This window comes from Halostagnicola bangensis (genome assembly GCF_054653435.1).
Map to the genome: position 1 here is coordinate 2675407 of NZ_BAAIGG010000002.1, position 21535 is coordinate 2696941.

The window sequence follows — 21535 nt, forward strand, 5'->3', positions numbered from 1 at the left end:
GTTACAGTGAGACCCTCGTTCCGTCCGCGCGGAACGCCAGGACGTCCGCGCCGTTCCAATCGATGCGGATATCGTCTCCGGCGGTTAGCGCGTCGGTACTCGCTCCCGTTCGTTCGACGAACATCGTCGTGCCGTTGCCCGAGACGGAGTATCGAACGGTCGAACCGCGATAGAGGACGTTCTCGACGGTTCCGATAACTGCATTCGTCGTGCTTCCGTCCGCGAGCACCGTCTGGCCGCCGTCGGATTCGGCGCTCACCGGCTGATCGATCGAGAGGATTTCTGGCCGAAGCGAGAGCGTCAGTTCGGCTCCCTCGGCGATGTCGGGTTCGTGGTCCGCCGGAAGAACGATCTCCCGCCCGAGTTCGGTCTCGACGTGGACGGTTTCGGCGGTCGTTCTGTCGACTTCGCCGTCGATGAAGTTCGTGTCACCGAGGAACCCCTCGATGAATCGGTTCTTCGGGTTCTCGTAGACTTCGTTCGGACTGCCGACCTGAACCAGATTCCCGTCGGCCATGATCCCGATTCGGTCGGCAAGCGTGAAGGCCTCGTCCTGATCGTGCGTGACGTGGACGAACGTCTCCTCTAAGTCCTCGTGAATCTCTCGAAGCTCGATCTGCATGTCCTCACGGAGCCGTTTGTCGAGGTTCGACAGCGGCTCGTCGAGCAACAGAACGTCCGGATTGACTGCGAGCGAACGCGCGAGTGCGACTCGCTGTTTCTGCCCACCGCTCAAGTTCGTCGGGTCCTCGTCGTCGTAGCTTCCCATCTGGACGCGTTCGAGCATCGCTCGAGCGCGTTCCTCGCGCTCTTCGGCTGGAACGTCTCGCATCTTCAGGCCGAAGGCGACGTTCTCGAGGACCGACTTGTGCGGAAAGAGCGCCCAATCCTGGAACACAGTAGAGGTGTTGCGCTCGTAGGCCGGCCGATCGGTGACGTCGTCTTCGCCGATGGAAATCTCCCCATCGGTCGGCGTCTCGAGGCCGGCGATCATTCGAAGCGTGGTCGATTTGCCGCTGCCGCTCGGTCCGAGCAAACACAGCAGCTCGCCGTCGTTGATTTCGACCGAAACGTCTTCCACGGCGGTTGTCTCCCCGTACTGTTTCTCGAGTTCGCTCAGCGTGATTTCTGACATTGGTTGCTGGTATCGGTTGTCGGCGTCTAGGAGCTCTGCTGGATGCTCGAGATTTCGTCGGAGAGATCGTCGTCGTGCTCGGCGAGGTACTCCCAATCGGGGAACGCGATGTTCTCCGCCTCTTCGGTCGTGGTCGGGAGGTCTTCTTCCATTCCGTCGGCGTAGTCGACGTCCGAGTTGCTGAACGCCAGCGGCGCTTCTTCGGACCACTCCGACTGTACCTCAGCATCCATAAGGAAGTTGATGAACTGTTCTGCCTCGTCTCGTCTGTCGGTGCCGTTGACGACACACCAGTTGTTGAACCAGCCGGTGGTCTGTTCGGGCATCGTGTGGGTCAGCCCGTCGTAGTCGTCGATGACGTTCTCGGTCTGATCGTAGTACCACTGGGCGACGTCGATCGTTTCGTTCTCGAACGCCTGCCAGATGTCTTCGCCGGAGCTGGCCCAGCTATCGACCTCCCAGTCCTCGACCTCCTCGAGGACATCGTCGTGGTACTCCTCGTTGTGCATTTCTTCGGCACCGTCTTCTTCGTCCATGCCAAGCGCGGCGGCGTAGAGCGGGTACCACCAGAAGCCGGTATCAACCCCGATACCTTCGCCGTTTTGGACGGCGTCGGAAGAGAGGTCGCCCCAGCTATCGGGGTCGATATCCATATCTTCGCGGTGGATGATAGTACACGGCGCGCCGTCGATCGGCATGCCGTACTCCGGATCTCGAATCTCCGTATAGAAGTCGATGAGTCCGTCGGCGTTGGGAACGTTTTCCTCACGAATCGGCTCGAAGAGATCGCCCTGCCGACCGTAGTAGTAGAAGTTCCCTTCCGCGACGGTCACGTCGAACGGCGGTTCGTCGTCCGGTGCCGACTGGATGTCGGTGAGGATCTCGTCCCAACCGCGTTGAACGTCGAGTTCGACATCGTATTCGTCCTCGTACAACGGAACCACGCTTTCTTCAAAGTGATCAGCGTAGTTTCCACTCCAGACCATGACGCGCAGTTGGTCCGTGCTGCCGAGGAGCTCCGCACACCCTGCGAGAGCCGTTGCCGAACCCGCTGCCGTAGCCGACAGCAGACGGCGTCGAGACGTCGTTTTCCCCCCAGATTCAGTTGATGACTCTAACTTCGACTCGGATCCATTGGTTGCGACATCCCGTTGTCGGTCTGCACCCATGGTAGGAAGCCTTACCCGGACTCATACATTTAACCGTTGTGAAGTCTGAAGAGCATGCAGACGAACGAATTGGGTCCTGTGAACGGTCGAAAACACATACACTCGGATCGGCAGATCAAAACACCTGTATTAGGCTCGTTACGGGCCATACCGCTCGTCATCTGCCGATGCGGGACGTTCACAAGTGATTCCCCCTCATGCTCGAGTGTAATCACTTGTTACCGTTCCGCACTATCGGCAGCGTTTTGCGGTTCCGTTTTCGCTTCCCACCGCTCGTCGTGGACGATCGTTTCGCGCTCGAGTCGCTCGCGCCACCCCTCGGTCTCGAGTACCGGCTCCTCGGGAAAGCCGGCTTCGGGATACCCCAGGCAGAGATACGCGACCGGTTTGACGTGGGGCGGTATCTCGAGCAATTCCTGTAGTTCGGAGGGATAGAGCACGCTGACCCAGCCCACGCCGACGCCTTCCGCTCGAGCCGCGAGCCAGAGGTTCTGGACGGCCAGACACGTCGAGTACACGTCCGTGCGCTTCATCGAGCTTCGACCCAGTACGTGGGGCGCACCCCGCGTCGGGTCGCACGTGACACAGATGTTGAGGGGTGACTCGAGAATACCCTCGAGTTTGAGCGCGGCGTACTCGGACTTGCGCGGTTCCTTGTAGCCCGCTTCGGCGGCCGCGATTGCCCGATCCGCGATCGATTTAACCGCCCGTTTCGTCTCCTCGTCGCTGATCATGATCAGGTCCCACGGCTGGGAGAAGCCGACGCTCGGCGCGTGGTGGGCGGCATCGACGAGTCGCTCGAGAATCCGTTCGGGAATCGGGTCATCTCGAAACCGGCGGATGTCCCGCCGCGCGTAGATCGCTTTGTAAACGGCCTCGCGGTCGGCGTCCGTGAATTCAACCATGCCTTCAGTAGAACAATTTCGGTGGGTGAGAAAGTCGTATCGAAGTGGAATCGCGCTGTGGGGAGTGTCGCGCCTCGAGGATGCTCGTCGGGTCATACGGTCGGTTGTCAGTCATTTCCGGAGCAACCACGAGTCGTCCTGCGGTTGCTCCGGTAAATCGTTAACCGACCGTATCAAACCGAGTGCATCCAGTCACACTCACGGAATACAGCTTCCGCGCTCACGAAAGCACGGTGCCTGCGCTCACGGAAGCACTGAACCCAGTACCGAACGCACCCGGTAGCCGAACGAATCGCTTTCGTAGCCCTTCCAACGGCGGATTCCGCCGGCAAGCGTCTCCGACTCGTAGCCCTCGTCCTCGAGAATTCGGGTCGCTTTTCGGGCGACGATCCCCGCCTTACAGACCGTGACGACGCGCCGATCCGAATCGAGATCCTCGAGGTGTTCGCGAAACCCCTGACTCTCACCGTTTCGAAGCTCTCCGTAGACGGGAACGTTTCGACTGCCTTCGATGTGGTCGTCCCGAAAGTCGGCGACTGGTCGAATGTCGAGAACCACTGGGGCGTTATCGCTCGCGAGTTGCTCGTCCAGCGCCGACGGCGAGATTTTACTCATTGCTCGAGGTGGACGAGCGACCGCCAAAAGCCTTGAGGATCGTTTCGGCTCACCCGTTCCGTCCGGCCGTCACTCCACGGCTTCGGACGGATCGACGACCTCCTCGGTCGCCGGGTAGACGCCGACCTGATCGCACAGTCCGGCCATCGGACAGGCGTCCGGATCCTCGAGACACGCCGGCTTTCGCGCGGTACAGTACTCCCGCCCGAACTGGATCGTCGCGGTGTGGCCGAAGCCGCACTTCGCGGCAGGGATCTCGCGTTCGACGACCTCGCGAACCTCCTCGTGGTCCGCGTCGGGCGGTGCGATTCCGAGCCGTCGGAAGATGCGGTGGACGTGGGTATCGACGGGAAAAACGCCGCCTCGTCCACCGGCGAAGAGCAACACGCAATCGGCTGTCTTCGGTCCGACGCCGTTGACCGCCAGGAGTGTGTCGCGAACCGTCTCCGGCGGCTCGTCCTTGACGAACGCGTCGAACGCCGCCGCGGAGCCGAACTCCGATTCGACCCACTCGGCAGTGTCGATGATGGTCTCTGACTTCTGGTTGTACAACCCCGCAGAACTGATCGTCTCGGCGAGTTCGCTCTGCTCTGCGTTCGCGAGCGCGGTGGCGAGATCCGACGCGGTAGCTGGATCGTCGTCAATGCCGTCGGCGTCGTACCGCTCGAGGAGCGCGTCGTGGGCCGGCTGGCTCGCCTTGTCGCTCGTGTTCTGGCTCAAAATCGTGCGGACGAGACAGATAAAGGCGTCCTGACCGCCGTAGGTCTTCTGCCAGTACAGTTCGCCGAGTTCGTCGACGACGGCTTCCGCTCGCGTGTCCGCGGTCGCTGGATCGAATTCTGCCGCGATACCGCCACCCTCGAGGCCGCCGCTGATGTTCCGGGACGGCTCCGGATCGTTGGTCATGCACTCGCGTACGCGTCGAGCGCGCAAAACGCCGGTGGATTCGCTCGAGTACGTCGCGCACAACGTCACCACGAGACCAGTTACTCCGAGCCGCCTCGAGAAACGGTGATCGTTACGGTCACGTCTGCGCCGTCCGCGAGCGCACCGACGAGCTCTCGATCGAATCCTTCTGCCGCGTGCTCCGCGCCGAGCATGACCGTCCGCTCGTCGATGTAGTCGCTCGTTCGACCCACGGCGCTTCGTTCGCTCGAGAGTTCGAGTTCCGGATCGCCCCGTCCCTGTACGACATCACGGTGGCCGTCGGTCTCGAGGGCGACCGTGATCGTCGCCTCGGAGTTTCGGCAGGCCTCGACGAATTCCGGGTCGAAGTCAGCCGGGGCGCGGTCGGCTTCGATCGCGAGGATGCAGTCGCCGGCGGGGGTGAGAAAGTCGTCGGTCGAGATCTCGAAGGTGCTCGCGTGCGCCGCGTTGACGTGTTCGTGGCCCTGGGCGTGGATTATCTCCTCGAGGGGTGTCGACGTCGCGTTCTCGTCGTCAGTCCGTTTGCCGCCATCGCTCCCGCCACCGTCGACTGAGTCGTTCATATCGAACGTACCAGCTTAACTCGGAAAATGGGATCGATCGCGAAGTCGTGCCCGCTTGCGGTATCTTCTCGCTTAGACGAGACTCGCGCCGTCGAACTCGCCGCGACTGTACTCGATCTCCATCAGGTCGAGGATCGTCGGCGCGATGTCGTAGAGGTCGACGTCGTCGATCGTCACGTTCGGATCGTCGACGTACAGCGACGTGTCGTCGAAGCTGTGCATGCCGTTTCGGGGGCCGGTCGTGAACACATTCGAGTCGGCCTTGAACCCGGACTTGAGGTCGAAGCCGTTCGATGGGATCGCGACCAGATCAGGCGCGATTTCGTCGTGGTCGCCGCGGAAGGCGGCTTCCTTTTCGACGACGCGGTCGACCACTTTTCGGCCATCTGGTCCCTCGAGAGCCTCGAGTTCGGCCTTGAGTTCGTCGCGAACCTCGTCGTACTCCTCCTCGGGGACCGAACCGCGGGGCTCTCGGCCCTCGAGGTTGATGTAGAACCGCCCCGGGATGAACGAGTAGGCCTTGGTGTCGTCGGTGATGTCGCCGAGTTCCTCGGGTTCGTCGGTTCGAAACGAGAGCCAGTCGTTCTCTCGAAGCCACTCGTTGAAGTGGACTTCATGGTCGAGGCTCGTAAAGCCGTGGTCGGAGGCGACGATCATCGTGACGTCCTCGGGGAGCGCATCGCGAAGTTTCCCGATGTAGTCGTCGATCTTCTCGTAGAACTCGAGGAACTCCTCGCGGAACTTGCCGTCTCGCTCGTAGTCTTTGAACAGGAAGTGGTTGACCCGATCGGTCGTCATGAAGACGCCGAAAAAGAGGTCCCAGTCGTCCTGCTCGATGTAGTGTTTGAACGATTCGAAGCGCGCGTCGACCGTCGCGTGTGCGTCCTCGATGAACTCGGCTTTGTCCTCCTTGTGGCCGAGTTTTGGGTTGACGTCGATGCGGTACTCGAAGTCTTCGAGCGTGTCGCGGACATCGTCCGGATAGGCGGCCTTGTCGAGACCGGGCGAGAGGAATCCGGAGACCATCCGCTGGACGTTGCGCTGTGGGGGGAAGGTGACGGGGACGTTCATGACCGTCGCGTTTCGCCCTTCTTCCTGGACGCGGTCCCAGACGCGGTCGGCCTGCACTTCGTTGCCCATCGGAACGTAGGTATCGTAGGTGCCTACTTCGCGGTCCTGAAAACCGTAGACACCCGTCTCTCCGGGATTCATTCCCGTCGTCAGCGAGGGCCAGCAGGCGCTGGATTCGGGCGGTACGATACTCGAAATCTCGTTTGCGGTCCCGTCGTCTGCCAACGCCGCAAAGTTCGGGAACCGCTCTTCGTTGTCCGTGAGAAGACTGTACGGAACACCATCAACTCCGATAAACGCGACTCGAGGGCTTCCATCGCCCCGTAACCGGTCAAACAGACCCATGCGGGGTCGTAGTCCGAGCGCATACAAGAAGGTTCGTTTCCACACACTGTTTTCGAGAACGGCCACGCGGGCTTTGACGCTCGAGAGCAACGGCGAACCGCAGTTACACGCGAGAACGCTACTCCGGCAACTGTTCCGTTCTCAAGGAGGGATAGACCGGATCGAACGTCGGCGTCTCGAAAACGTCTCGAAGCAGCATCCGCGACGTAGCGAACGACTTCAGCGTTACTCGGAAACGTCCGGATCGAAGTTCGTCGGAACGATGGTTGGATGTGCCATGCCGACGCCGGCGTCGGTTTCCGCGAGGTCTGAACGCTGGTATCCAACGGGGGACTCTTTGGCTGCCATAACGAGTAAACCAACGGCCCGACAGTCAATAAAATTACCCATGCTCATAATGCATGAGTGCTCGAGCGTTGATTACCACCGTGAATCAGCGGTTTCTTCCGGGGAGAACTGGCTCGCCGGTGTGCTCGACTCGGGGTGCATCGCGATAACTGTCTGGAGAAGGACGCCGGTCGAAAAATACGAGGTCGGTTGTGGTCGTCAGAACGACCGCAGTGTGGGCGGTCACGACCGCGTCCGATCAGGCGAAGTTCTCTTCGTAGAGGTCCTGTGCGTGTTCGATCGCGTCGTAGGCCGCCTGTCGGTCCTCCCAGCCCAGGGTTTCGACTTCCTTGCCCTCCTCTAAGTTCTTGTACGTCGCGAAGAACTCGTCGATTTCGTCGAGTTGTTGTTGTGGAATGTCCTCGAGGTCCTCGATGTGGTCGTAGCGTGGGTCCTCGGACGGGACAGCGATCACCTTATCGTCCTGCTCGCCGTCGTCGTCCATCTTCATCAGCGCGACGGGACGTGCCTCGATGACGCAGCCGGGGAACGTCTGGTCTTCAACGAGGACGAGCACGTCGAAGGGATCCTCGTCGTCGTAGTACGACTGTGGGATGAAGCCGTAGTCGGAGGGATAGTGGACGTTCGAGTGGAGCACGCGGTCGAGGACGACGCCCGGGACGTCCTTGTCGTACTCGTACTTGTTCCGTTCGCCCTTCAGACATTCGACGACGGCGTAGATCTCTTCGGGCGCGTTCGGTCCGGTTTCTAAGTCTTCCCAGAGGTTTACCATACCGGAACGATTCAGGGTCGATCAAAAAGTACTTTCGTAATCGAACTGGAACCTATACTTGATGGCCACCAGACGAATCGACGAGGTGAGCCGACGAAACCGTCCGAAAGACGTTGATACTGCCGTCGTCGGCAGTATATCTGTGCTATCTGGACGAATAGTTGGCAAGTCTTAAATAGTCTGGTGACATTTACAAATCTATGTCAGAGGCACAAGCAGTTACGGGCGAACAGAGCATTGCACGCGAATTGACCGCGTTCCAGAACAACATTCTCGTTATCCTCGCCAAAGAGCCGATGTACGGGCTGGCGATCAAACGAGAGCTCGAGGACTACTACGGGACCGAAGTGAACCACGGTCGACTCTACCCAAACCTCGACGAACTCGTCGAACTCGGTCTGGTCGAAAAGAGTGAACTCGACAAGCGAACGAACGAGTACTCGCTGACCGACGACGGCTACGACGCCGTCCTCGACGGTATCAACTGGACACTCTCGAAGGTCGTCACGGGCGACGACCGAGCGGACGAGATCACCGACATCGTCGAAGACAGCTACTGAAAACGACCTCGTCGAAGACAACGACAACACCGATTTCCAACGGGACGAGACGCGACGTACCGACGACTATCGGGACCGATACTCGGGCACCGGTTCCCCGGCCGTTTCGTAGACGAGTTCGATCGAGCGATCGAGCGCTTCCTGTTGGGCTTCGGACGGCCACGCATTTCTAACGACGTACTCGGTACGGAACTCCGAAAGCTCCGCGGCCGTCGCAGATTCGATCGGTTTCGCGTAGTGGTTACCCATAAAATCCGCGAGCATCGCCGCGTTGTCTCCGTGGACGTCGCCGTGGTCGGCACGAATGTCGTCGACGAGTGTACGGTTTTCCGCGTCGACGGCCTCCCAGTCGTCGGGATCGGCGGCCCCCTCGAGCGGAATTTCGACGGCGCGTCCGAGGTCCTCTATCCGGTCCGTTCTGATGACGCCCGCCTCTTCGTCATGCCACTCCTCGGGGTGAAGAACGAGGACATCGTTGTCCTCCGTTCTGACGCGTGCGGTGTACTCACGATCCTCGAGGAGCGTTTCTCGCTCGGCTTCGTACGCGGCGGCCTCCTCCTCGTCGGCGGCGCTTCGCTCGAGTCTGGTGAGCCGTTCCGCGTCATCGATCACCGACCTCGGGAGCGGCGGTTCGGTTTCGTCGACCGCGGTGGATTCGTCCGGTTCGGTCTCTGTCCGGCCGTCGTGATCAGTGCGGTTCGATCCGATAGGAACGTCTTCGTTCGAGTCACTCATGCGGCTTACTCGAGAAGTAGGGCGGCCGGCTTTTCAGTTGCACGTTGTCGGTGAGAACGAGTGGTTCGCCGTCGCAATAGATCTGTAGAAAAACGACGAGTCAAATCAGGCCTGATCGAGCGCTTCGTTTGCGAGTTCGTCAGCTCTGTCGTTTGCCTCTCGAGGGATGTGTTCTAACGTCCACTCGTCGAATCCCGAGAGTAACTCGAGCGCGGTCACGCGTCGCTCGCGGAGTTCGGGATTGTTCGTATCGTACTCGCCCCGAACTTGTTTGACGATCAGTTCGGAGTCCCCGCGGACGTGTAGCTCGTCGTAGTCGTAATCGCGTGCGGCCTCCAGAGCGGCGATGAGCGCCTCGTATTCGGCCTGGTTGTTCGTGGCGCGACCGATCGTATTGTTCCCTTCGGCAACGATTCCATCGCTCGTGACGATCACCCAGCCGATTCCTGCGGGACCGGGATTACCCCGTGCACCGCCGTCAAAATAGACGTGCGCGCGACCGCCGCCCTCGCGCAACAGCGACTCGAGATCCTGTGGGTTCGAACCCTGGATGACGACTTTGTCGTCGTAGGCGATACCCGTCGCATCGCCGCGGCTCGCCCGCCAACGCTCGTGATCTGTGTTTCCGGATTCGACGCTGACGCCAGCTTCCTCGAGCCGTTCGCGCGCCTGCTCGACGTCGCATTCGATGACCGGCATTCGTGAGAACTCGGCCAGATCCGGATAAAGTCTTTCTGGTTTCGAATCGTAAACTTCGTCCATGAGTGTCTCTACCAGGGGATTTCGGTGTTTTGGAGCCATAGTCAAAAAACCCCAACCAAGGATTTATATATGCCTGTGATACTACTATAAAAGTGCGATGACACGGTCCACCCGCCAGCGGGAGCGAACACGTGAGACGGACGAGACCGAGGAACAGGAAGGGGTACGTGCCTGCCCCGAGTGTGAATCGGATAATCTCGTGAAAGACTCCGACCGGGGTGAGCTCATCTGTCAAGACTGTGGGCTCGTCGTGGAAGAAGAGAAAATCGATCCCGGTCCTGAGTGGCGGGCGTTCAACCACCAGGAACGGCAACAGAAGTCCCGCGTCGGCGCGCCGACGACCCAGACGATGCACGACAAGGGATTGACGACGACGATCGACTGGAAGGACAAAGACGCCTACGGACGTTCTATCTCCTCGAAAAAGCGCAGTCAGATGCACCGACTACGCAAGTGGCAAGAACGCATCCGTACCAAAGACGCCGGCGAACGGAATCTCCAGTTTGCACTCAGCGAAATCGACCGAATGGCCTCCGCACTGGGCGTGCCGCGTTCGGTGCGCGAGGTTGCTTCGGTCATCTACCGACGTGCGCTCAAAGAAGACCTCATCCGCGGCCGCTCGATCGAGGGCGTCGCGACGTCTGCGCTGTATGCCGCCTGTCGAAAGGAAGGCATCCCGCGCAGTCTCGAGGAAATTTCGGAAGTCTCACGTGTCGAACGCAAAGAAATCGGGCGAACGTATCGATACATCTCGCAGGAACTCGGCCTCGAGATGCGACCCGTCGACCCGAAAAAGTACGTCCCCCGTTTCTGTTCTGAACTCGAACTCTCCGAAGAAGTCCAGACCAAAGCCAACGAGATCATCGAGAAGACGGCCGAGGAAGGACTCCTCTCGGGGAAGTCACCGACCGGATACGCCGCAGCGGCGATCTACGCGGCCTCACTGCTCTGTAACGAGAAAAAGACCCAGCGCGAGGTCGCAGACGTCGCACAGGTCACCGAAGTGACGATCCGGAACCGCTATCAGGAACAGATCGAAGCGATGGGGATCCACGGCTAACGAACCGTACTCCCGATTTTTTAGCGCTGGTGCGATGGGTACCCAAGAGCGGCGTCTATACTTCGCGGATCGACATTGACGGCTGAATCCGGTGACATTGACGGCTGAATAGGATAGCGCATCGCGCGCGTCGCCGAAGCAATTCGCGCCGTACCGGAACCCCCCAGCGTCCCGACGAATCCGTGTGGTGTCGAGAATCCTCGAGAAATCGAGGGTTTAGTCGTCCTTCCCGACGCTGATGACCTGCAACAGCGAGTAGACGGGAACGCCGTCGATCTCCTCGACGCCCTGTTTGTCCGCGAGCACGACGCAAGCGAGCGGATTGCCGCCGTCGGCACGGATGGCCTCGATGGTCTCTCGCATCGTCGTCCCGCTCGTGATGGTGTCGTCGACGATGTAACAATCGCGGTTGCGGATCGTCGCGAAGTTGCGGGAGAACATGCCGCCGAGTTCGTCGATGTCGCCTTCCTCCCACTGGTGTTTCGCCGGCGTGTACGTCCCGAGGTCCGTCTCAAGCTCTCGAGCGACCAGCGTCGCGATCGGACCGCCCGCTTTCTCGATCCCGATCGTGAGATCGACGTCTTCACCGTGTTTGGCGAGGAGGTCGGCCATCGCCGACGCGATCGACTCCATTCGGCCGCTGTCGCGGCCGATGGCGGACCAGTCGACGTGGATGTCCTGCGGACCGCTTCGGGTCGCGCCGTTGGACTGGCCGGAGTCGGACGGCTGCGGTTCCGTATCGCTCCGCTCGACGAGCCAGCTCGCGGTCTCGCGGGAGACGTTCAGTTCGTCTGCGATTTCGCCTTTCGAGAGGCCGCGCGTCGCGAGTTCTGACGCGCTTTCGATGAGGTCGTCGACGTTTTTCATACGCGGAGTTTTGGGCCCCGTTTTTATAGGCGTATCGTCATTCGCGAATGCGGCCGTTACCTCGAGAACTCGCGTACAGAAGTTCCGGTCGTTGACCGTCGCCGAAGGGGGTGATTTCTCTCGGCGTGTTTATCACGCTCCGCTCTTGTAGCGGATTTGCTTCTCGAGCGTCGATAATCGATATCCTTCCATACGAGCACCGCGAGCGAGACGTATCAAACTACTCGTAACTTCGTGGGCCTCTATCGAAAACAGCTCCCCAACGTCTGTTCTGTTCTGTTCTGTTCGACTCCGCCTTGCGGAATCTGGTCCGGAACGGTGAGGGAACACCGCCCGTAGACATCGTGGTGTTGTCCCTCGGTCTGTTCGGGCTCGGGGGACTCGCGTTCTGGAGCGCGTTCATTTCCCAGTTTGCTGGCCCCGTCGTCGAAGACGGTGTGAGCCCGCAGACGATCGCAGGCATCCAGTTTGGGCTGGTGGGCGTTTCGTGTCTTGCGCTCTCGATCGCTGTCTACCAGCGCCGACCGATCGGGTGGCTCGGCTCGTTCCTCGCGGGAATCGTTGCAGTGATCGTCACGACCGTCGGATAGTTCGATATCGCGACTACCCACGCGTTCGCGTTCGTCGGAATCGTCGCCCCGCCGCTCGTGCTCTGGTATCTGTTCTTCCGCCGATCAGTTTTTTCGAGTAACTCGAGGAATTCTGACTGCAGAGAGTCCATTTCGAACGCAAAAACCGACACCGGGCGCAAGCTATATCCCCGCCCGGAATGGTCCGTGAACCATGGCCAGAAAATCTTATCAAGAGAAGCTCACGGAACTCCGTGAGGATGTCTGTTACATGGGTGAGGTCGTCATGGAGCGGCTGCGAATGGGTCTCGACGCCCTAGAGCAGAAAGACCACGATCTCGCGGAGGAGTTGATCAAAGGCGACGGCGAGATCAACCGAATGTATCTCGATCTCGAGCAGGACTGCATCGATCTCCTTGCGCTTCAACAACCCGTCGCGAGCGATCTCCGCTTTATCGCCGCCTCGTTCAAAATCATCACCGACTTAGAGCGCATCGCCGATCTAGCGGTCAACCTCGGGGAGTACAGCATGGAGGCAGAACGCGACCTCTTTCCCGACGTCGACGTGCAGGCGATGGGCGAACTCACCCTCGAGATGGTCGACGACGCCATCGCGGCCTACGACGACGAAAATGTCGAGGCGTGTTACGACCTGTCGACCCGCGACGACGAACTCGACCACTTCGCCGAGCGGGCGAGCGAAATCGTCGTTCGCGATCTGATCGAGCGCGAGCTCGAGTCACCCGACGAAGTGGAAACGATCCTGCAGGACGTTTCGCGTCTCCTCCTGACGATTCGCGACCTAGAGCGCGTCGGCGATCACTCGGTCAACATCGCCGCTCGGACGGTCTACATGGTCGAAAACGACGACGAGCTCATCTACTGAGGCGACGACCGAATTGAACGGATTTCCGTTCACAAGCCTGGCCGAGGAATCTCCACTCACCTGACGATGGTTCGAATCGTGCGTTCGATTCGCACACACGACCTAATTCCAGCACGTTCACCCACACAGCTATCAATTCCGTTTATCCCACACAGCTATCAATTCGGTGCTCGAATAGGTAACGCATGAGCGATCGAAACGTGATCGAAGAACTCGAGGCACGACTCGAGTTCGTTCCTCGAGAGCGACTGATACTCGGCATTGTGCTCTTGATTCCGCCCCTCACGATACTGGGAGTCGCCCTGCTCGGTTACGAAATCATGCGGGCAGGGGAACCCCTTCGCGAGGCCGAGGGCGAACGGCTCATCGGTCCCGACCCTGACTCCGAGGACGTCTCGAGCGAATACGAGCAGTAACGAGACTGTCTCTTCCCCTCGTCGGTCACCGCTTCGTTGCGGTCGTTCGACTCGGCACCCGCGTCAACAACTGCGCCGTATCGAACACGTTTCGCGTCTCGAGGAGCACCTCCGCGGCCCCTCGAACGGTAAAGTCGGCCTCGAGTTCGACGCCGTGACAGCGCGCGTAACACTCGAACCACGCGTTCATCGCCCGGCGAAGCGCCTTCAGTTCCGATTCGGAGAACGGAACCAGCCGACCGCCGGTTCGCGCCTCCACGTAGAGCCAGATCACTTGGCCGGCACCCTCTCGGAGATACGTCTCTCCGTCGGCTGGCGTCGCCGTCTCGGGATCGAACGTCCGGCGGTCGCGTTCGGCGCGCCGCGCGAGGGCTGCGATTTGCGGACCGTATCGGCTCATTGTCGTGACGAGTCGGTCATTTCGGTGCTCATCTCGAAATCGTTCATCCCTCTCGATACTCGACGCCCTTTCCGCCGCGAGGGTGTTCCCACTCGGTGTCGGCGACGATGGCGCAGGTGCCACACTCCACGCAGGGCTGAGTGTCGAGACTCACGAGCGTCTCCTCGCTTCCATTCGTCTTTACGGTTTCCGATCGATAACAGCCGCCGCCGAAGTCCTCGGCGCTGACCGGACAGGCGTAGACGGCGTCACCGCTCGCCTCGAAGGATTCGTCCTGGAGGCGAATGTGTGGATTTCCGACGTCCGTATCGTAGGTCAGGTCGCCGATCCGTTCCTCGAGCGTCGGCGGTTCGACCTCGTTCTCCCAGTGGATCGTTCGGCCGTGTTCCTCGCCAATGATCGACGGGAGCGTCACGTAGCCCGTGCTGGTGTCGGGCAACATCGAAACGAGGAACGGGGAGTTGTACGCCCGTTTCATGGCTCGCTTCGAGAGCGGGTTTCCGACGGCGACGCTTCCGATCGGTGACTCGAGAACGCGGTCGACGGCGTTGGCGACGATATCGCGCTCGCCGACGGTTCGGGCCACGTCGTACCGCCGGGGCCGGAGTTTGTCCATCGTCCCGGATCGCTCGAGCATCTTGGCGTAGCGCCGGCCGGCGCTTTCTGGGTCCGAGTTGCCGCGGGAGACGACGAAGGCGTCCGCCGCGAGCGCCCCTGCGCTGACCGCGTGGTTCATCCCCTTGATGATCGGGCCCTGGGCCTGCATCTGGCCCGCCGCGTCGCCGACGAGGACGAGCCGATCGCGGTAGGGCTCTTTGTGCGCGACTTTTTTCGAGTCGGGGACCAACTTCGCGGCGTACTCGCGCTCGCGATACTCGCCTCTGAACCACTGAGCGAGAAGCGGATGGGTGAGCAACGAGTCGAGCAGTTCGTGGGGTTCGGCTTGCTCTGCCACGAGACTGTCCAGGTGAAAGACGGTCCCGATCGAGAGCGAGTCCTCGTTCGTATAGAGAAAGCCCCCGCCCCGAACGTCGTCGAACAGGTCGCCCGAAAAGAGGTGTGCGACGCCTTCCTCGTCGTCGATTTCGAACCGATCGGCTATCGTCTCGCCGTCCATCTCCACGGTCGCTTTCACGCCCTGGAACCACTCGTCGGGCTCATCCCAGTCCATCAGTCTCGCGTCTCGAGCGAGTTCCGAGTTCACGCCGTCGGCCGCGACGATGACGTCCGCCGTGATCGGATCGAGTTCGTCACAGGTAACCCCGACGATCTCGCCGTTTTCGCGCAGAAGGCCGTTGACTCGAACGTCCGTCAGGACCCCGCCGCCCGTCTCGCTCGTCTTCTCGTGAACTCGTTGCTCGAGCCAGGAGTCCATCGGTCGCCGAAGCACGGCGTCGCACCAGTCGGTATCGTGCTCGTGGAGATCGGTCAGGTCGTAGGTCTTGACCTTGTTCCCGGCGATGTTGTGGATCTTGTAGTCTGTGACCGGCCGTTCGCTCGCTTCCTCGCGGAAGTTCTCGAAGAGGTCGTCGATCGTGTACGGTGCCGAGTCCTCGGCGTAGATCAGCCCGCCGGAGACGTTCTTCGAACCGGCTTCGGTGCCGCGCTCGAGGACGAGCGTCTCGACTCCGTGATCCGCAAATCTCGCCGCCGCGGCGGCTCCGCCGGGTCCACAGCCGACGACGACGGCCTCGTAGTGTTCGTACTCTTGACCGGCCTGGTCGGATTCACTGGCCGCCATCAGTCGTCACCTCCGTTCGCGTCGGTCGCTTCGTTCTCCGCGTTCGAACCGCCGTCGTCGCCGCCAGCACCATCTCCAGCGTCGATACCGTCGCCGCCGTCCGCGACTGCCTCGAGTTTGAACTCGCCCGATTCGACTGCCGCCGTGAGTTGCGGGAGTACCTCGAAGAGGTCCCCCTCAATGAAGTAATCACTGAAGTCCCTGATTCTCGCGTCCGTGTTCGTGTTTATCGTCACGATCGTATCCGATTCGTCCATCCCGACCTTGTGCTGGACGGCACCCGAAACGCCCGCCGCGATGTAGAGGTCGGGTGCAACGACCTGGCCCGTCTCGCCGATCTGTCGCTCCTCTTTTGAGTACTGCTCGACGTGACCCTCGAACTGATACGAAGAGGTAACGATCCCCCGCGTAATTCCGAGCGCGGCGTCCTCGAACGCGTCGACCAGCTCGAGGCCGAGTTCCATCCCCCCGGTGGGGTCGTCGCCGATCCCTCGACCCAGACAGACGATCACGTCGTGGCCGGTCAGATCGATCCCCTCCTCGAGTTGGTCGTATTCGGTAATCTCGACCGAGAACCAGTCCTCGTCGAGGTCCATGTCGTGTTCGACGACGAGCCCCTCTCTGTCGGCGTCGGGCTCCATCGGCTCGAAGCTCCCCGGGATGATCGACGCGCCTTGCGGGTGAAAATCCCGGCCGGGGTTGTCCAGACAGAGGATTGTCGAGTACTCGAAGCCCGAGAAGTCCGGCCGCTTCATGTGGAGGACCTTCTCGAAGGTCTTCTTGACGCCGGGTTCGCCCGTCTTCACCGGGTTCGAGACCTCCTCTTCTTCGATGAAGAGGTCCGAACAGTCCGACGCGAGCCCGGAGTCGAGTTCGGCTTGCACCTTCGCCGAGAGGTCCCGGCCGTTGTTCGTCGCCGGGAACAGGACGTACCGCGGTTCGTCGTACTCGCGCCAGTCCGTGCTCTCGACCGTGCCCTCCCCGCGAGCCATGTGCGCCGAGACTTCGGTGTAGGGCTTGTGCAGGAATCGCTCGAGTCGTTCGTCGTCGTGGTAGACGGCGACGTCCGCGCCGTAGGCGATACACTCCTCGGCGAGTCCCTCGCAGTCCTCGCCCATGAGAAACGCGACGACGCGCTCGTCGTCCCCATACTCGTCCTCGAACTCGTCCATCAGCGTGCGAGCCTTGCCGAGCATCTCCTTCGAGACCTCGAGCAACTCGCCCTGCTGGGTCTCACAGAAGACCCACATGTCCTCGTAGTCGCCGCCGTCGAGTGCGCGCACGTGACGTTTGTCTCGAGTCGGGTGTGAGAGGGCGTCGTCTTCTTCAGGTGTTTCTTCGTCGGCGTCTTCGCTTTCAGCTTCCTCCGCTTCCTCGAGTTCCTCGCCTTCGGCTTCCTCGCCGACGTCTTCTTTCGTCTCCTCGTACTCCCCTTCGGTTTCGTCGTCCGTTTCGACGCCTGATTCCGACTGTTTGTCGAGATCCTCGAGTCGCTTGTGAACGGCCTCTCGAGCGGTCTTTCGATCTTGTCCAGCTCGTTCGGCCTCGAGCACCGCGTTCAGTTCTTCGGTATCGTCGATCGTCTCGAGTTCCTCCGTCAGTTCGTCGATCGTGTGTTCTTCCGGATCGATCCCCATTCTTAGTCACCCCCGGCGTACGGTTGGAGTTCCTTGAGTACTCGTTCCATCCCTTCGCCGTCATCGGGTTCGATCATCGTCGCTTCGCGTTCGGAGGGCGCCTTCGGAATCGGATCGACCGACGAGACGATGGTCGGCGAGCCGTCGAGGCCGATGTAATCCGGATCGAGATTTAGATCTTCGTGGTTCCACGTCGTGAGGTGGGCCTCGTGATCGGCGGCTCGTTCCTCGGTCTCTCCGCGGAGCCGTTTGTGAGTCAGCCGATGGGAGGCTTTGCGGTAGGTCGGCGAAAATTCCGGATCGGCGATGACCATACACGGCAACGGCGCTTCGACAGTCTCGATCTCGTCTACGTCGCCCTGAACGAGGCGCTTCGCCCGAAGCACGCGCTCGTCGGGGTCGATATCCAACGCGAGCACGTGCGTCACGATCGGCCGCTCGAGCGCCCAGGCGGTCTGTGGCCCGGTCTGTCCCGTCTCCCCGTCGGCCGTTTTGAAGCCAGCGAAGATCAGATCAATCTCCGCGACCTCCTCCTGGTACTTCTCGAGTGCCGAACAGAGCGTGATCGCCGTCGCCCAGGTGTCCGACGCCGCGAGTTCCCGATCGGATAGCAGGTAGCTGTCGTCGGCGTACACCGACTCCATCGCCTCCTCGAGAACGCTCGCGTACCCCGGCGGGCCCATGCTCATCCCGCTCACGTGGCCGCCGTGGCGAACCTTCGTCTGGAGCGCGGCCTGCAGAGCTACCTCGTCGTTGGGATTCATCACCGTCGGCGTCTTCCCGCGCTCTAAGTGCCCCTCCTCATTGAAGGAAACGGCACCCTCCGAGAAGTCGGGGACGCCTTTCGTCAGCACGACGGATCGCATGCGCCCCTCCATGTCTGTGGTATGTGTATCCGTGACATAACTCACCTTACTCTATCGTAACTAGTACTATTAAGAATGTGGGTGAGAATCACCACCGGAAAGACGTCGAGACGCCGATTTTGCGGATCGGCGTGAGAAGCCGGTCGAACGCTCCGTCGAGATCGGCTCGCGACCGGTTCGGCGTAACCGGCTCGCCGTGAACGGCCCGACGGAGTGTCGTTGCCCGAACCGTCTCGCTTCTCCGAGAGGGGTCGACGCGCTTTTGCCGGTCTCTCCGCTCGAGTTCGCTCGGACACTCACCCGCGTTCGGATCGATCGCTCGAGCGAAGAATCAGTTTATTCCGGGTCGCGTTCGGTCGTCCCCATCGAAATTTCGCCGTCCGCCCGAATCGTCCCGTCGACCTCCGCTCGAGGCGCGATATCGAGCGTGTCACACGAGACGTCGCCGAGTACGCGAACGTTTTTCTCGAGGATGACATCGCCGTCTCGCGTCGTCAGGTCGCCGTGAATTCGAGTGCCGCTCCCGACGGTGACATCACCTCGAGCGCGGAGGCTCCCGAAGACGTTGCAGTCTTCATCGACGTCGATCGTCTCGGCTCGCACGTTTCCGTGGAGTCGACAGTTCGACCCGATTCGTGCGGGCGTTGAAACGCGCCAGGCGTCGTCGTTGACCGTAGCGTTGCGCGGGATAACCAGCGGATCTGCTTCGACCTCCTCCTCTTCGTCGACCATCTCGGAAATGAGCTTCTGAGCGGCGTCGTCCTCGCCGATTAACAGGAGGTGCTTGAGGTAGACGAACAGAAACACGATGGTCGGCATCGGATTCCGGATTACGATCCAGCCGTTGGCCTCGAAGCCCTCCTCGATGTCGACGTCGTCGCCGATATCTAAGTCACCGGCGACTTTCAGTTCCCCGTTGATATGAACGCGTTCGCCGAGATAGGCGTCCTGCCCGACGAGCACGTCGTCGTCGATATCACACCACATGTCGAGCCGACAGTCGCCTTCGGCTTCGATTGCGCCGTCGACCTCGACGTTCTCGCCTAGCAGTACGTTCCTGCCACGGACGCCGAACTCGATGGTCGAGCGACCGCCGACGAGAACGTCCCCGTCGGTCACGAGGTCGACTTCTTTGGCTTCCGTCCCGTCGGGAACGACGAGTTCGTCGAGCGGATCCCTACTGAAGGCCACACTCGCAACGAATGTGGCCCCCCGGTATTAAACCTCTCGCGCCGTCCGCCGTTCGTCAGACGAACCTGTCAATTTGTTACCTTCTCGTTGCCGATTGTCGCCGATCGCGATTCCACAGTTCGGTACCAAAACCTGGCGGGCGAGAATTCCCGACTAGCCGCCCGATCAGCGAGGTCCCGGACTACCGACTCGAGTGATCGGCGAGCCGACGCCACGAAAGCGCAGTCGCCTCGTTTTTAATCCACCGCCGCATACAGTCAGCTATGACAACGCTTGCATTCGACGACACCGGCGTCGATGTCGTCTACGAAGGAACGGAATTTCGCCTCGAGCAGGAACTCATCGAAGAGGCGACCGAAAAGTCCTACTACGACGTCACCGACCACGAAGTGTTACAGATCGTCGCCGAGCAGCCGGACCTGCAGGGCGAGCCGCGACGAATCGGCGACATTCTCGAGTAGCGAGCAGACGGAGGCGGCCGTCAGTCCGTAGATACGATTTCGACGTCGCCGCGTTTTCCCCAGCTGACGTGGACCTCGCAGGTGTACTCGGCCATCTCCTCGGCGGCCACGATCTCGAGCGACTGGGTTTCGTTCTCCTCGGCCATCAACTCGGTGCTGTAGTCACTGACGACTTCCTCCTGGTCGTCCCAGATCTCGAGATTGTGGGACTGTCCGTCGGCGTTCTCCCAGGTGATAACGTACTCGTTTCCCGCAGTGAGGACGAGCGTGGGGTTCTCTACCCCCTCGATGGGGTCGGGCTCGAGGCCTTCCAAACTTGAGGTCGTGGCGCTCAACACGATCTCGTCGACGCCCTCCCAGGCTTCGGGATCGGTGTTCGAATGTGGTTCTTCGTTACCCTCACCGTTCGCCGAATCGGATTCGTCCCCGCCGTTCGATCCGTCGTCATCGCCTCCTCCGTTGGCTTCACCATTGGCGGTCTCGTTGCCGCCGCTCGACGTTTCGTTCCCGCCGTTCGAGCCATCATCGCTGTCGTCCCCGCTGAGACAGCCAGCGACAAGCGCCGTACCAGTCACGCTTCCCGCAAGTTTCAGTGCCCGTCGCCGAGCCACCGAATCAGGTCGTTCCATCGGGTCGACTATCCAGTTACCTCACTATTGGTACGCTGTCCATACTGTCCGTAACTCGTGATTGTCGGATTCATTCGTTTCGGTGAACCGTTTCACCGACAGCAAGCGCCGCGATCCTAAGTCCGCAACTCGAGCACGTTGTCACCCCAAACCCCCACCAGTCAGCGGGTTGTGTCCAACTCGGAAACACCAACGAAAACTTATGAGTAGCCGGATACGACCTCAGATCATGATCGTTAATGCGCTGAAATACCCGCTCGAGGATGACGACTATCCCAAGACGCTGCTCATCGGATCGCTATTGCTCGTTACTTCCTTCCTAATCATTCCCGCATTTATCTTAACGGGGTATATCACGAGAGCGGTGCAAAACGCTTCTAAGGGCCTCGAGCCGCCGCAGTTCGAGGACTACGTCGGGTTGCTCATAGACGGACTGAAACTGACCGGCGTCTTCCTCATCTATTTCGTCGCCTTCATGCTCGCGGCGGTAGCGATGCTTCTCGTTCAGGAACTCAACCGGACGGCAGGGCTGGCGCTGTTCTGGGTGTTGCTCGTTCCGTCCTACTTCGGGCTTATCTACGGTACGGCCGCTATCACGTACCACTTCAGTCGAGAACGGCGAATAAGCGACGCGTTGAAGGTTGGGGCTGTAGCGCGGACTGCCCTCTCTCTCCGGTACCTCGCCGTCTTCTTGCTCGTTATACTCATCGGCCCGATCCTCTTCTTGATTTTCCAGGTCGCGCTGGCGTTCACGATCATCGGACTGCTGTTGGTCCCCGCAACGCTGATCTACGAATTTATCGTCTACTCGAAACTGATGGGCGAGGTCGACGGACCGGCTCGTCGCTCGAGCGCGTAGTATTCACTTCGGGGGAAGCAAGCTATTCGGAGGAACAAGTGACTCC

25 protein-coding genes are annotated in these 21535 nt (G+C 60.6%); 7 read left to right on the plus strand and 18 right to left on the minus strand.

The genetic code is table 11. From position 1 onward, the window contains the following. Nucleotide 1: 1 nt before the first annotated feature. The 9 genes from ACYQ14_RS15100 to ACYQ14_RS15140 all read right to left on the minus strand — a co-directional run bounded on the left by ACYQ14_RS15100 (nucleotide 2) and on the right by ACYQ14_RS15140 (nucleotide 7850). The gene (locus tag ACYQ14_RS15100; protein WP_459889226.1) at nucleotides 2–1135 is read right to left on the minus strand and encodes an ABC transporter ATP-binding protein; all 1134 of its coding nucleotides are present in this window, start codon (nucleotides 1133–1135) and stop codon (nucleotides 2–4) included. A 26-nt stretch (nucleotides 1136–1161) separates the two neighbouring features. Beyond that, complete coding sequence (locus ACYQ14_RS15105; protein WP_459889227.1) at nucleotides 1162–2304, minus strand: ABC transporter substrate-binding protein; 1143 nt, start codon at nucleotides 2302–2304, stop codon at nucleotides 1162–1164. A gap of 218 nt (nucleotides 2305–2522) precedes the next feature. Next, entirely contained in the window at nucleotides 2523–3209 is a 687-nt protein-coding gene (bluB, locus tag ACYQ14_RS15110; protein WP_459889228.1) for a 5,6-dimethylbenzimidazole synthase, read from the minus strand. A gap of 243 nt (nucleotides 3210–3452) precedes the next feature. Continuing rightward, nucleotides 3453–3824: a rhodanese-like domain-containing protein gene (locus tag ACYQ14_RS15115; protein WP_459889229.1), complete on the minus strand. Its 372-nt coding sequence runs from the start codon at nucleotides 3822–3824 to the stop codon at nucleotides 3453–3455. 69 nt (nucleotides 3825–3893) lie between these two features. Next, nucleotides 3894–4730 carry an endonuclease III domain-containing protein gene (locus ACYQ14_RS15120; RefSeq protein ID WP_459889230.1) on the minus strand — a complete coding sequence of 279 codons (837 nt, stop codon included), beginning with the start codon at nucleotides 4728–4730 and terminating at the stop codon, nucleotides 3894–3896. An 80-nt stretch (nucleotides 4731–4810) separates the two neighbouring features. Beyond that, the gene (locus ACYQ14_RS15125; protein WP_459889231.1) at nucleotides 4811–5314 is read right to left on the minus strand and encodes a DUF371 domain-containing protein; all 504 of its coding nucleotides are present in this window, start codon (nucleotides 5312–5314) and stop codon (nucleotides 4811–4813) included. Between the two features lie 72 nt (nucleotides 5315–5386). Then, nucleotides 5387–6730: an alkaline phosphatase family protein gene (locus tag ACYQ14_RS15130; protein WP_459889232.1), complete on the minus strand. Its 1344-nt coding sequence runs from the start codon at nucleotides 6728–6730 to the stop codon at nucleotides 5387–5389. 225 nt (nucleotides 6731–6955) lie between these two features. After that, entirely contained in the window at nucleotides 6956–7078 is a 123-nt protein-coding gene (locus ACYQ14_RS15135) for a hypothetical protein (RefSeq protein ID WP_459889233.1), read from the minus strand. Nucleotides 7079–7316: 238 nt separating this feature from the next. Next, complete coding sequence (locus tag ACYQ14_RS15140; protein ID WP_283835140.1) at nucleotides 7317–7850, minus strand: inorganic diphosphatase; 534 nt, start codon at nucleotides 7848–7850, stop codon at nucleotides 7317–7319. A gap of 200 nt (nucleotides 7851–8050) precedes the next feature. Between ACYQ14_RS15140 and ACYQ14_RS15145 the strand changes: the two genes are divergently transcribed. Then, entirely contained in the window at nucleotides 8051–8410 is a 360-nt protein-coding gene (locus ACYQ14_RS15145) for a PadR family transcriptional regulator (RefSeq protein WP_459889234.1), read from the plus strand. A gap of 66 nt (nucleotides 8411–8476) precedes the next feature. Here the strand turns inward: ACYQ14_RS15145 and ACYQ14_RS15150 are convergent, their stop codons facing one another. Both ACYQ14_RS15150 and rnhA read right to left on the minus strand, forming a co-directional pair. After that, nucleotides 8477–9145, minus strand: coding sequence for a DUF7108 family protein (locus ACYQ14_RS15150; RefSeq protein WP_459889235.1), 669 nt, complete (start codon nucleotides 9143–9145; stop codon nucleotides 8477–8479). A gap of 105 nt (nucleotides 9146–9250) precedes the next feature. Continuing rightward, entirely contained in the window at nucleotides 9251–9844 is a 594-nt protein-coding gene (rnhA, locus tag ACYQ14_RS15155) for a ribonuclease HI (RefSeq protein WP_459889236.1), read from the minus strand. A 160-nt stretch (nucleotides 9845–10004) separates the two neighbouring features. Here rnhA and ACYQ14_RS15160 point away from each other — a divergent pair, with 160 nt between their 5' ends. Continuing rightward, on the plus strand, nucleotides 10005–10967 hold the full coding sequence (locus ACYQ14_RS15160; RefSeq protein WP_049953109.1) for a transcription initiation factor IIB: 963 nt from the start codon (nucleotides 10005–10007) through the stop codon (nucleotides 10965–10967). A 216-nt stretch (nucleotides 10968–11183) separates the two neighbouring features. Here the strand turns inward: ACYQ14_RS15160 and gfcR are convergent, their stop codons facing one another. Further along, nucleotides 11184–11834: a transcriptional regulator GfcR gene (gene gfcR, locus ACYQ14_RS15165; protein ID WP_459889237.1), complete on the minus strand. Its 651-nt coding sequence runs from the start codon at nucleotides 11832–11834 to the stop codon at nucleotides 11184–11186. Between the two features lie 296 nt (nucleotides 11835–12130). On the opposite strand from gfcR, the gene ACYQ14_RS15170 reads away from it, so the two are divergent. From ACYQ14_RS15170 to ACYQ14_RS15180, 3 genes are all read left to right on the plus strand, one after another. Further along, nucleotides 12131–12424, plus strand: a complete 294-nt coding sequence (locus ACYQ14_RS15170) for a hypothetical protein (protein ID WP_459889238.1) — start codon at nucleotides 12131–12133, stop codon at nucleotides 12422–12424. A 193-nt stretch (nucleotides 12425–12617) separates the two neighbouring features. After that, nucleotides 12618–13289, plus strand: coding sequence for a phosphate signaling complex protein PhoU (gene phoU / locus ACYQ14_RS15175; protein WP_459889239.1), 672 nt, complete (start codon nucleotides 12618–12620; stop codon nucleotides 13287–13289). A 185-nt stretch (nucleotides 13290–13474) separates the two neighbouring features. Next, a complete protein-coding gene (locus ACYQ14_RS15180) occupies nucleotides 13475–13705 on the plus strand; it encodes a hypothetical protein (RefSeq protein WP_459889240.1) in 231 nt (76 codons plus the stop codon). Between the two features lie 25 nt (nucleotides 13706–13730). Here ACYQ14_RS15180 and ACYQ14_RS15185 read toward each other — a convergent pair whose 3' ends face one another. The 5 genes from ACYQ14_RS15185 to ACYQ14_RS15205 all read right to left on the minus strand — a co-directional run bounded on the left by ACYQ14_RS15185 (nucleotide 13731) and on the right by ACYQ14_RS15205 (nucleotide 19540). After that, nucleotides 13731–14105, minus strand: a complete 375-nt coding sequence (locus ACYQ14_RS15185; RefSeq protein ID WP_459889241.1) for a DUF8055 family protein — start codon at nucleotides 14103–14105, stop codon at nucleotides 13731–13733. A gap of 43 nt (nucleotides 14106–14148) precedes the next feature. Next, complete coding sequence (locus ACYQ14_RS15190; protein ID WP_459889242.1) at nucleotides 14149–15846, minus strand: FAD-dependent oxidoreductase; 1698 nt, start codon at nucleotides 15844–15846, stop codon at nucleotides 14149–14151. Next, on the minus strand, nucleotides 15846–17483 hold the full coding sequence (locus tag ACYQ14_RS15195; RefSeq protein WP_459889243.1) for an electron transfer flavoprotein subunit alpha/FixB family protein: 1638 nt from the start codon (nucleotides 17481–17483) through the stop codon (nucleotides 15846–15848). Before ACYQ14_RS15195 ends, ACYQ14_RS15190 begins: the two co-directional genes overlap by 1 nt. Nucleotides 17484–17485: 2 nt before the next feature. Then, entirely contained in the window at nucleotides 17486–18349 is an 864-nt protein-coding gene (locus ACYQ14_RS15200; protein ID WP_459889244.1) for an electron transfer flavoprotein subunit beta/FixA family protein, read from the minus strand. A 336-nt stretch (nucleotides 18350–18685) separates the two neighbouring features. Further along, a complete protein-coding gene (locus ACYQ14_RS15205; protein ID WP_283835151.1) occupies nucleotides 18686–19540 on the minus strand; it encodes a polymer-forming cytoskeletal protein in 855 nt (284 codons plus the stop codon). A gap of 263 nt (nucleotides 19541–19803) precedes the next feature. Here ACYQ14_RS15205 and ACYQ14_RS15210 point away from each other — a divergent pair, with 263 nt between their 5' ends. Further along, complete coding sequence (locus ACYQ14_RS15210; protein ID WP_049953100.1) at nucleotides 19804–20001, plus strand: DUF5800 family protein; 198 nt, start codon at nucleotides 19804–19806, stop codon at nucleotides 19999–20001. Between the two features lie 20 nt (nucleotides 20002–20021). Here ACYQ14_RS15210 and ACYQ14_RS15215 read toward each other — a convergent pair whose 3' ends face one another. Next, the gene (locus tag ACYQ14_RS15215; RefSeq protein WP_459889245.1) at nucleotides 20022–20630 is read right to left on the minus strand and encodes a plastocyanin; all 609 of its coding nucleotides are present in this window, start codon (nucleotides 20628–20630) and stop codon (nucleotides 20022–20024) included. A gap of 229 nt (nucleotides 20631–20859) precedes the next feature. Between ACYQ14_RS15215 and ACYQ14_RS15220 the strand changes: the two genes are divergently transcribed. Continuing rightward, entirely contained in the window at nucleotides 20860–21489 is a 630-nt protein-coding gene (locus tag ACYQ14_RS15220) for a DUF4013 domain-containing protein (RefSeq protein WP_459889246.1), read from the plus strand. Nucleotides 21490–21535: the final 46 nt, after the last annotated feature.

What these genes read in the sequence shown, in the direction of transcription:
- ACYQ14_RS15100 (WP_459889226.1), bottom strand. Translation starts at nt 1,135, where the DNA reads ATGTCAGAAATCACGCTGAGCGAACTCGAGAAACAGTACGGGGAGACA.
- ACYQ14_RS15105 (WP_459889227.1), bottom strand. Translation starts at nt 2,304, where the DNA reads ATGGGTGCAGACCGACAACGGGATGTCGCAACCAATGGATCCGAGTCG.
- bluB (WP_459889228.1), bottom strand. Translation starts at nt 3,209, where the DNA reads ATGGTTGAATTCACGGACGCCGACCGCGAGGCCGTTTACAAAGCGATC.
- ACYQ14_RS15115 (WP_459889229.1), bottom strand. Translation starts at nt 3,824, where the DNA reads ATGAGTAAAATCTCGCCGTCGGCGCTGGACGAGCAACTCGCGAGCGAT.
- ACYQ14_RS15120 (WP_459889230.1), bottom strand. Translation starts at nt 4,730, where the DNA reads ATGACCAACGATCCGGAGCCGTCCCGGAACATCAGCGGCGGCCTCGAG.
- ACYQ14_RS15125 (WP_459889231.1), bottom strand. Translation starts at nt 5,314, where the DNA reads ATGAACGACTCAGTCGACGGTGGCGGGAGCGATGGCGGCAAACGGACT.
- ACYQ14_RS15130 (WP_459889232.1), bottom strand. Translation starts at nt 6,730, where the DNA reads ATGGGTCTGTTTGACCGGTTACGGGGCGATGGAAGCCCTCGAGTCGCG.
- ACYQ14_RS15135 (WP_459889233.1), bottom strand. Translation starts at nt 7,078, where the DNA reads ATGGCAGCCAAAGAGTCCCCCGTTGGATACCAGCGTTCAGACCTCGCG.
- ACYQ14_RS15140 (WP_283835140.1), bottom strand. Translation starts at nt 7,850, where the DNA reads ATGGTAAACCTCTGGGAAGACTTAGAAACCGGACCGAACGCGCCCGAA.
- ACYQ14_RS15145 (WP_459889234.1), top strand. Translation starts at nt 8,051, where the DNA reads ATGTCAGAGGCACAAGCAGTTACGGGCGAACAGAGCATTGCACGCGAA.
- ACYQ14_RS15150 (WP_459889235.1), bottom strand. Translation starts at nt 9,145, where the DNA reads ATGAGTGACTCGAACGAAGACGTTCCTATCGGATCGAACCGCACTGAT.
- rnhA (WP_459889236.1), bottom strand. Translation starts at nt 9,844, where the DNA reads ATGCCGGTCATCGAATGCGACGTCGAGCAGGCGCGCGAACGGCTCGAG.
- ACYQ14_RS15160 (WP_049953109.1), top strand. Translation starts at nt 10,005, where the DNA reads ATGACACGGTCCACCCGCCAGCGGGAGCGAACACGTGAGACGGACGAG.
- gfcR (WP_459889237.1), bottom strand. Translation starts at nt 11,834, where the DNA reads ATGAAAAACGTCGACGACCTCATCGAAAGCGCGTCAGAACTCGCGACG.
- phoU (WP_459889239.1), top strand. Translation starts at nt 12,618, where the DNA reads ATGGCCAGAAAATCTTATCAAGAGAAGCTCACGGAACTCCGTGAGGAT.
- ACYQ14_RS15180 (WP_459889240.1), top strand. Translation starts at nt 13,475, where the DNA reads ATGAGCGATCGAAACGTGATCGAAGAACTCGAGGCACGACTCGAGTTC.
- ACYQ14_RS15185 (WP_459889241.1), bottom strand. Translation starts at nt 14,105, where the DNA reads ATGAGCCGATACGGTCCGCAAATCGCAGCCCTCGCGCGGCGCGCCGAA.
- ACYQ14_RS15190 (WP_459889242.1), bottom strand. Translation starts at nt 15,846, where the DNA reads ATGGCGGCCAGTGAATCCGACCAGGCCGGTCAAGAGTACGAACACTAC.
- ACYQ14_RS15195 (WP_459889243.1), bottom strand. Translation starts at nt 17,483, where the DNA reads ATGGGGATCGATCCGGAAGAACACACGATCGACGAACTGACGGAGGAA.
- ACYQ14_RS15200 (WP_459889244.1), bottom strand. Translation starts at nt 18,349, where the DNA reads ATGCGATCCGTCGTGCTGACGAAAGGCGTCCCCGACTTCTCGGAGGGT.
- ACYQ14_RS15210 (WP_049953100.1), top strand. Translation starts at nt 19,804, where the DNA reads ATGACAACGCTTGCATTCGACGACACCGGCGTCGATGTCGTCTACGAA.
- ACYQ14_RS15215 (WP_459889245.1), bottom strand. Translation starts at nt 20,630, where the DNA reads ATGGAACGACCTGATTCGGTGGCTCGGCGACGGGCACTGAAACTTGCG.
- ACYQ14_RS15220 (WP_459889246.1), top strand. Translation starts at nt 20,860, where the DNA reads ATGATCGTTAATGCGCTGAAATACCCGCTCGAGGATGACGACTATCCC.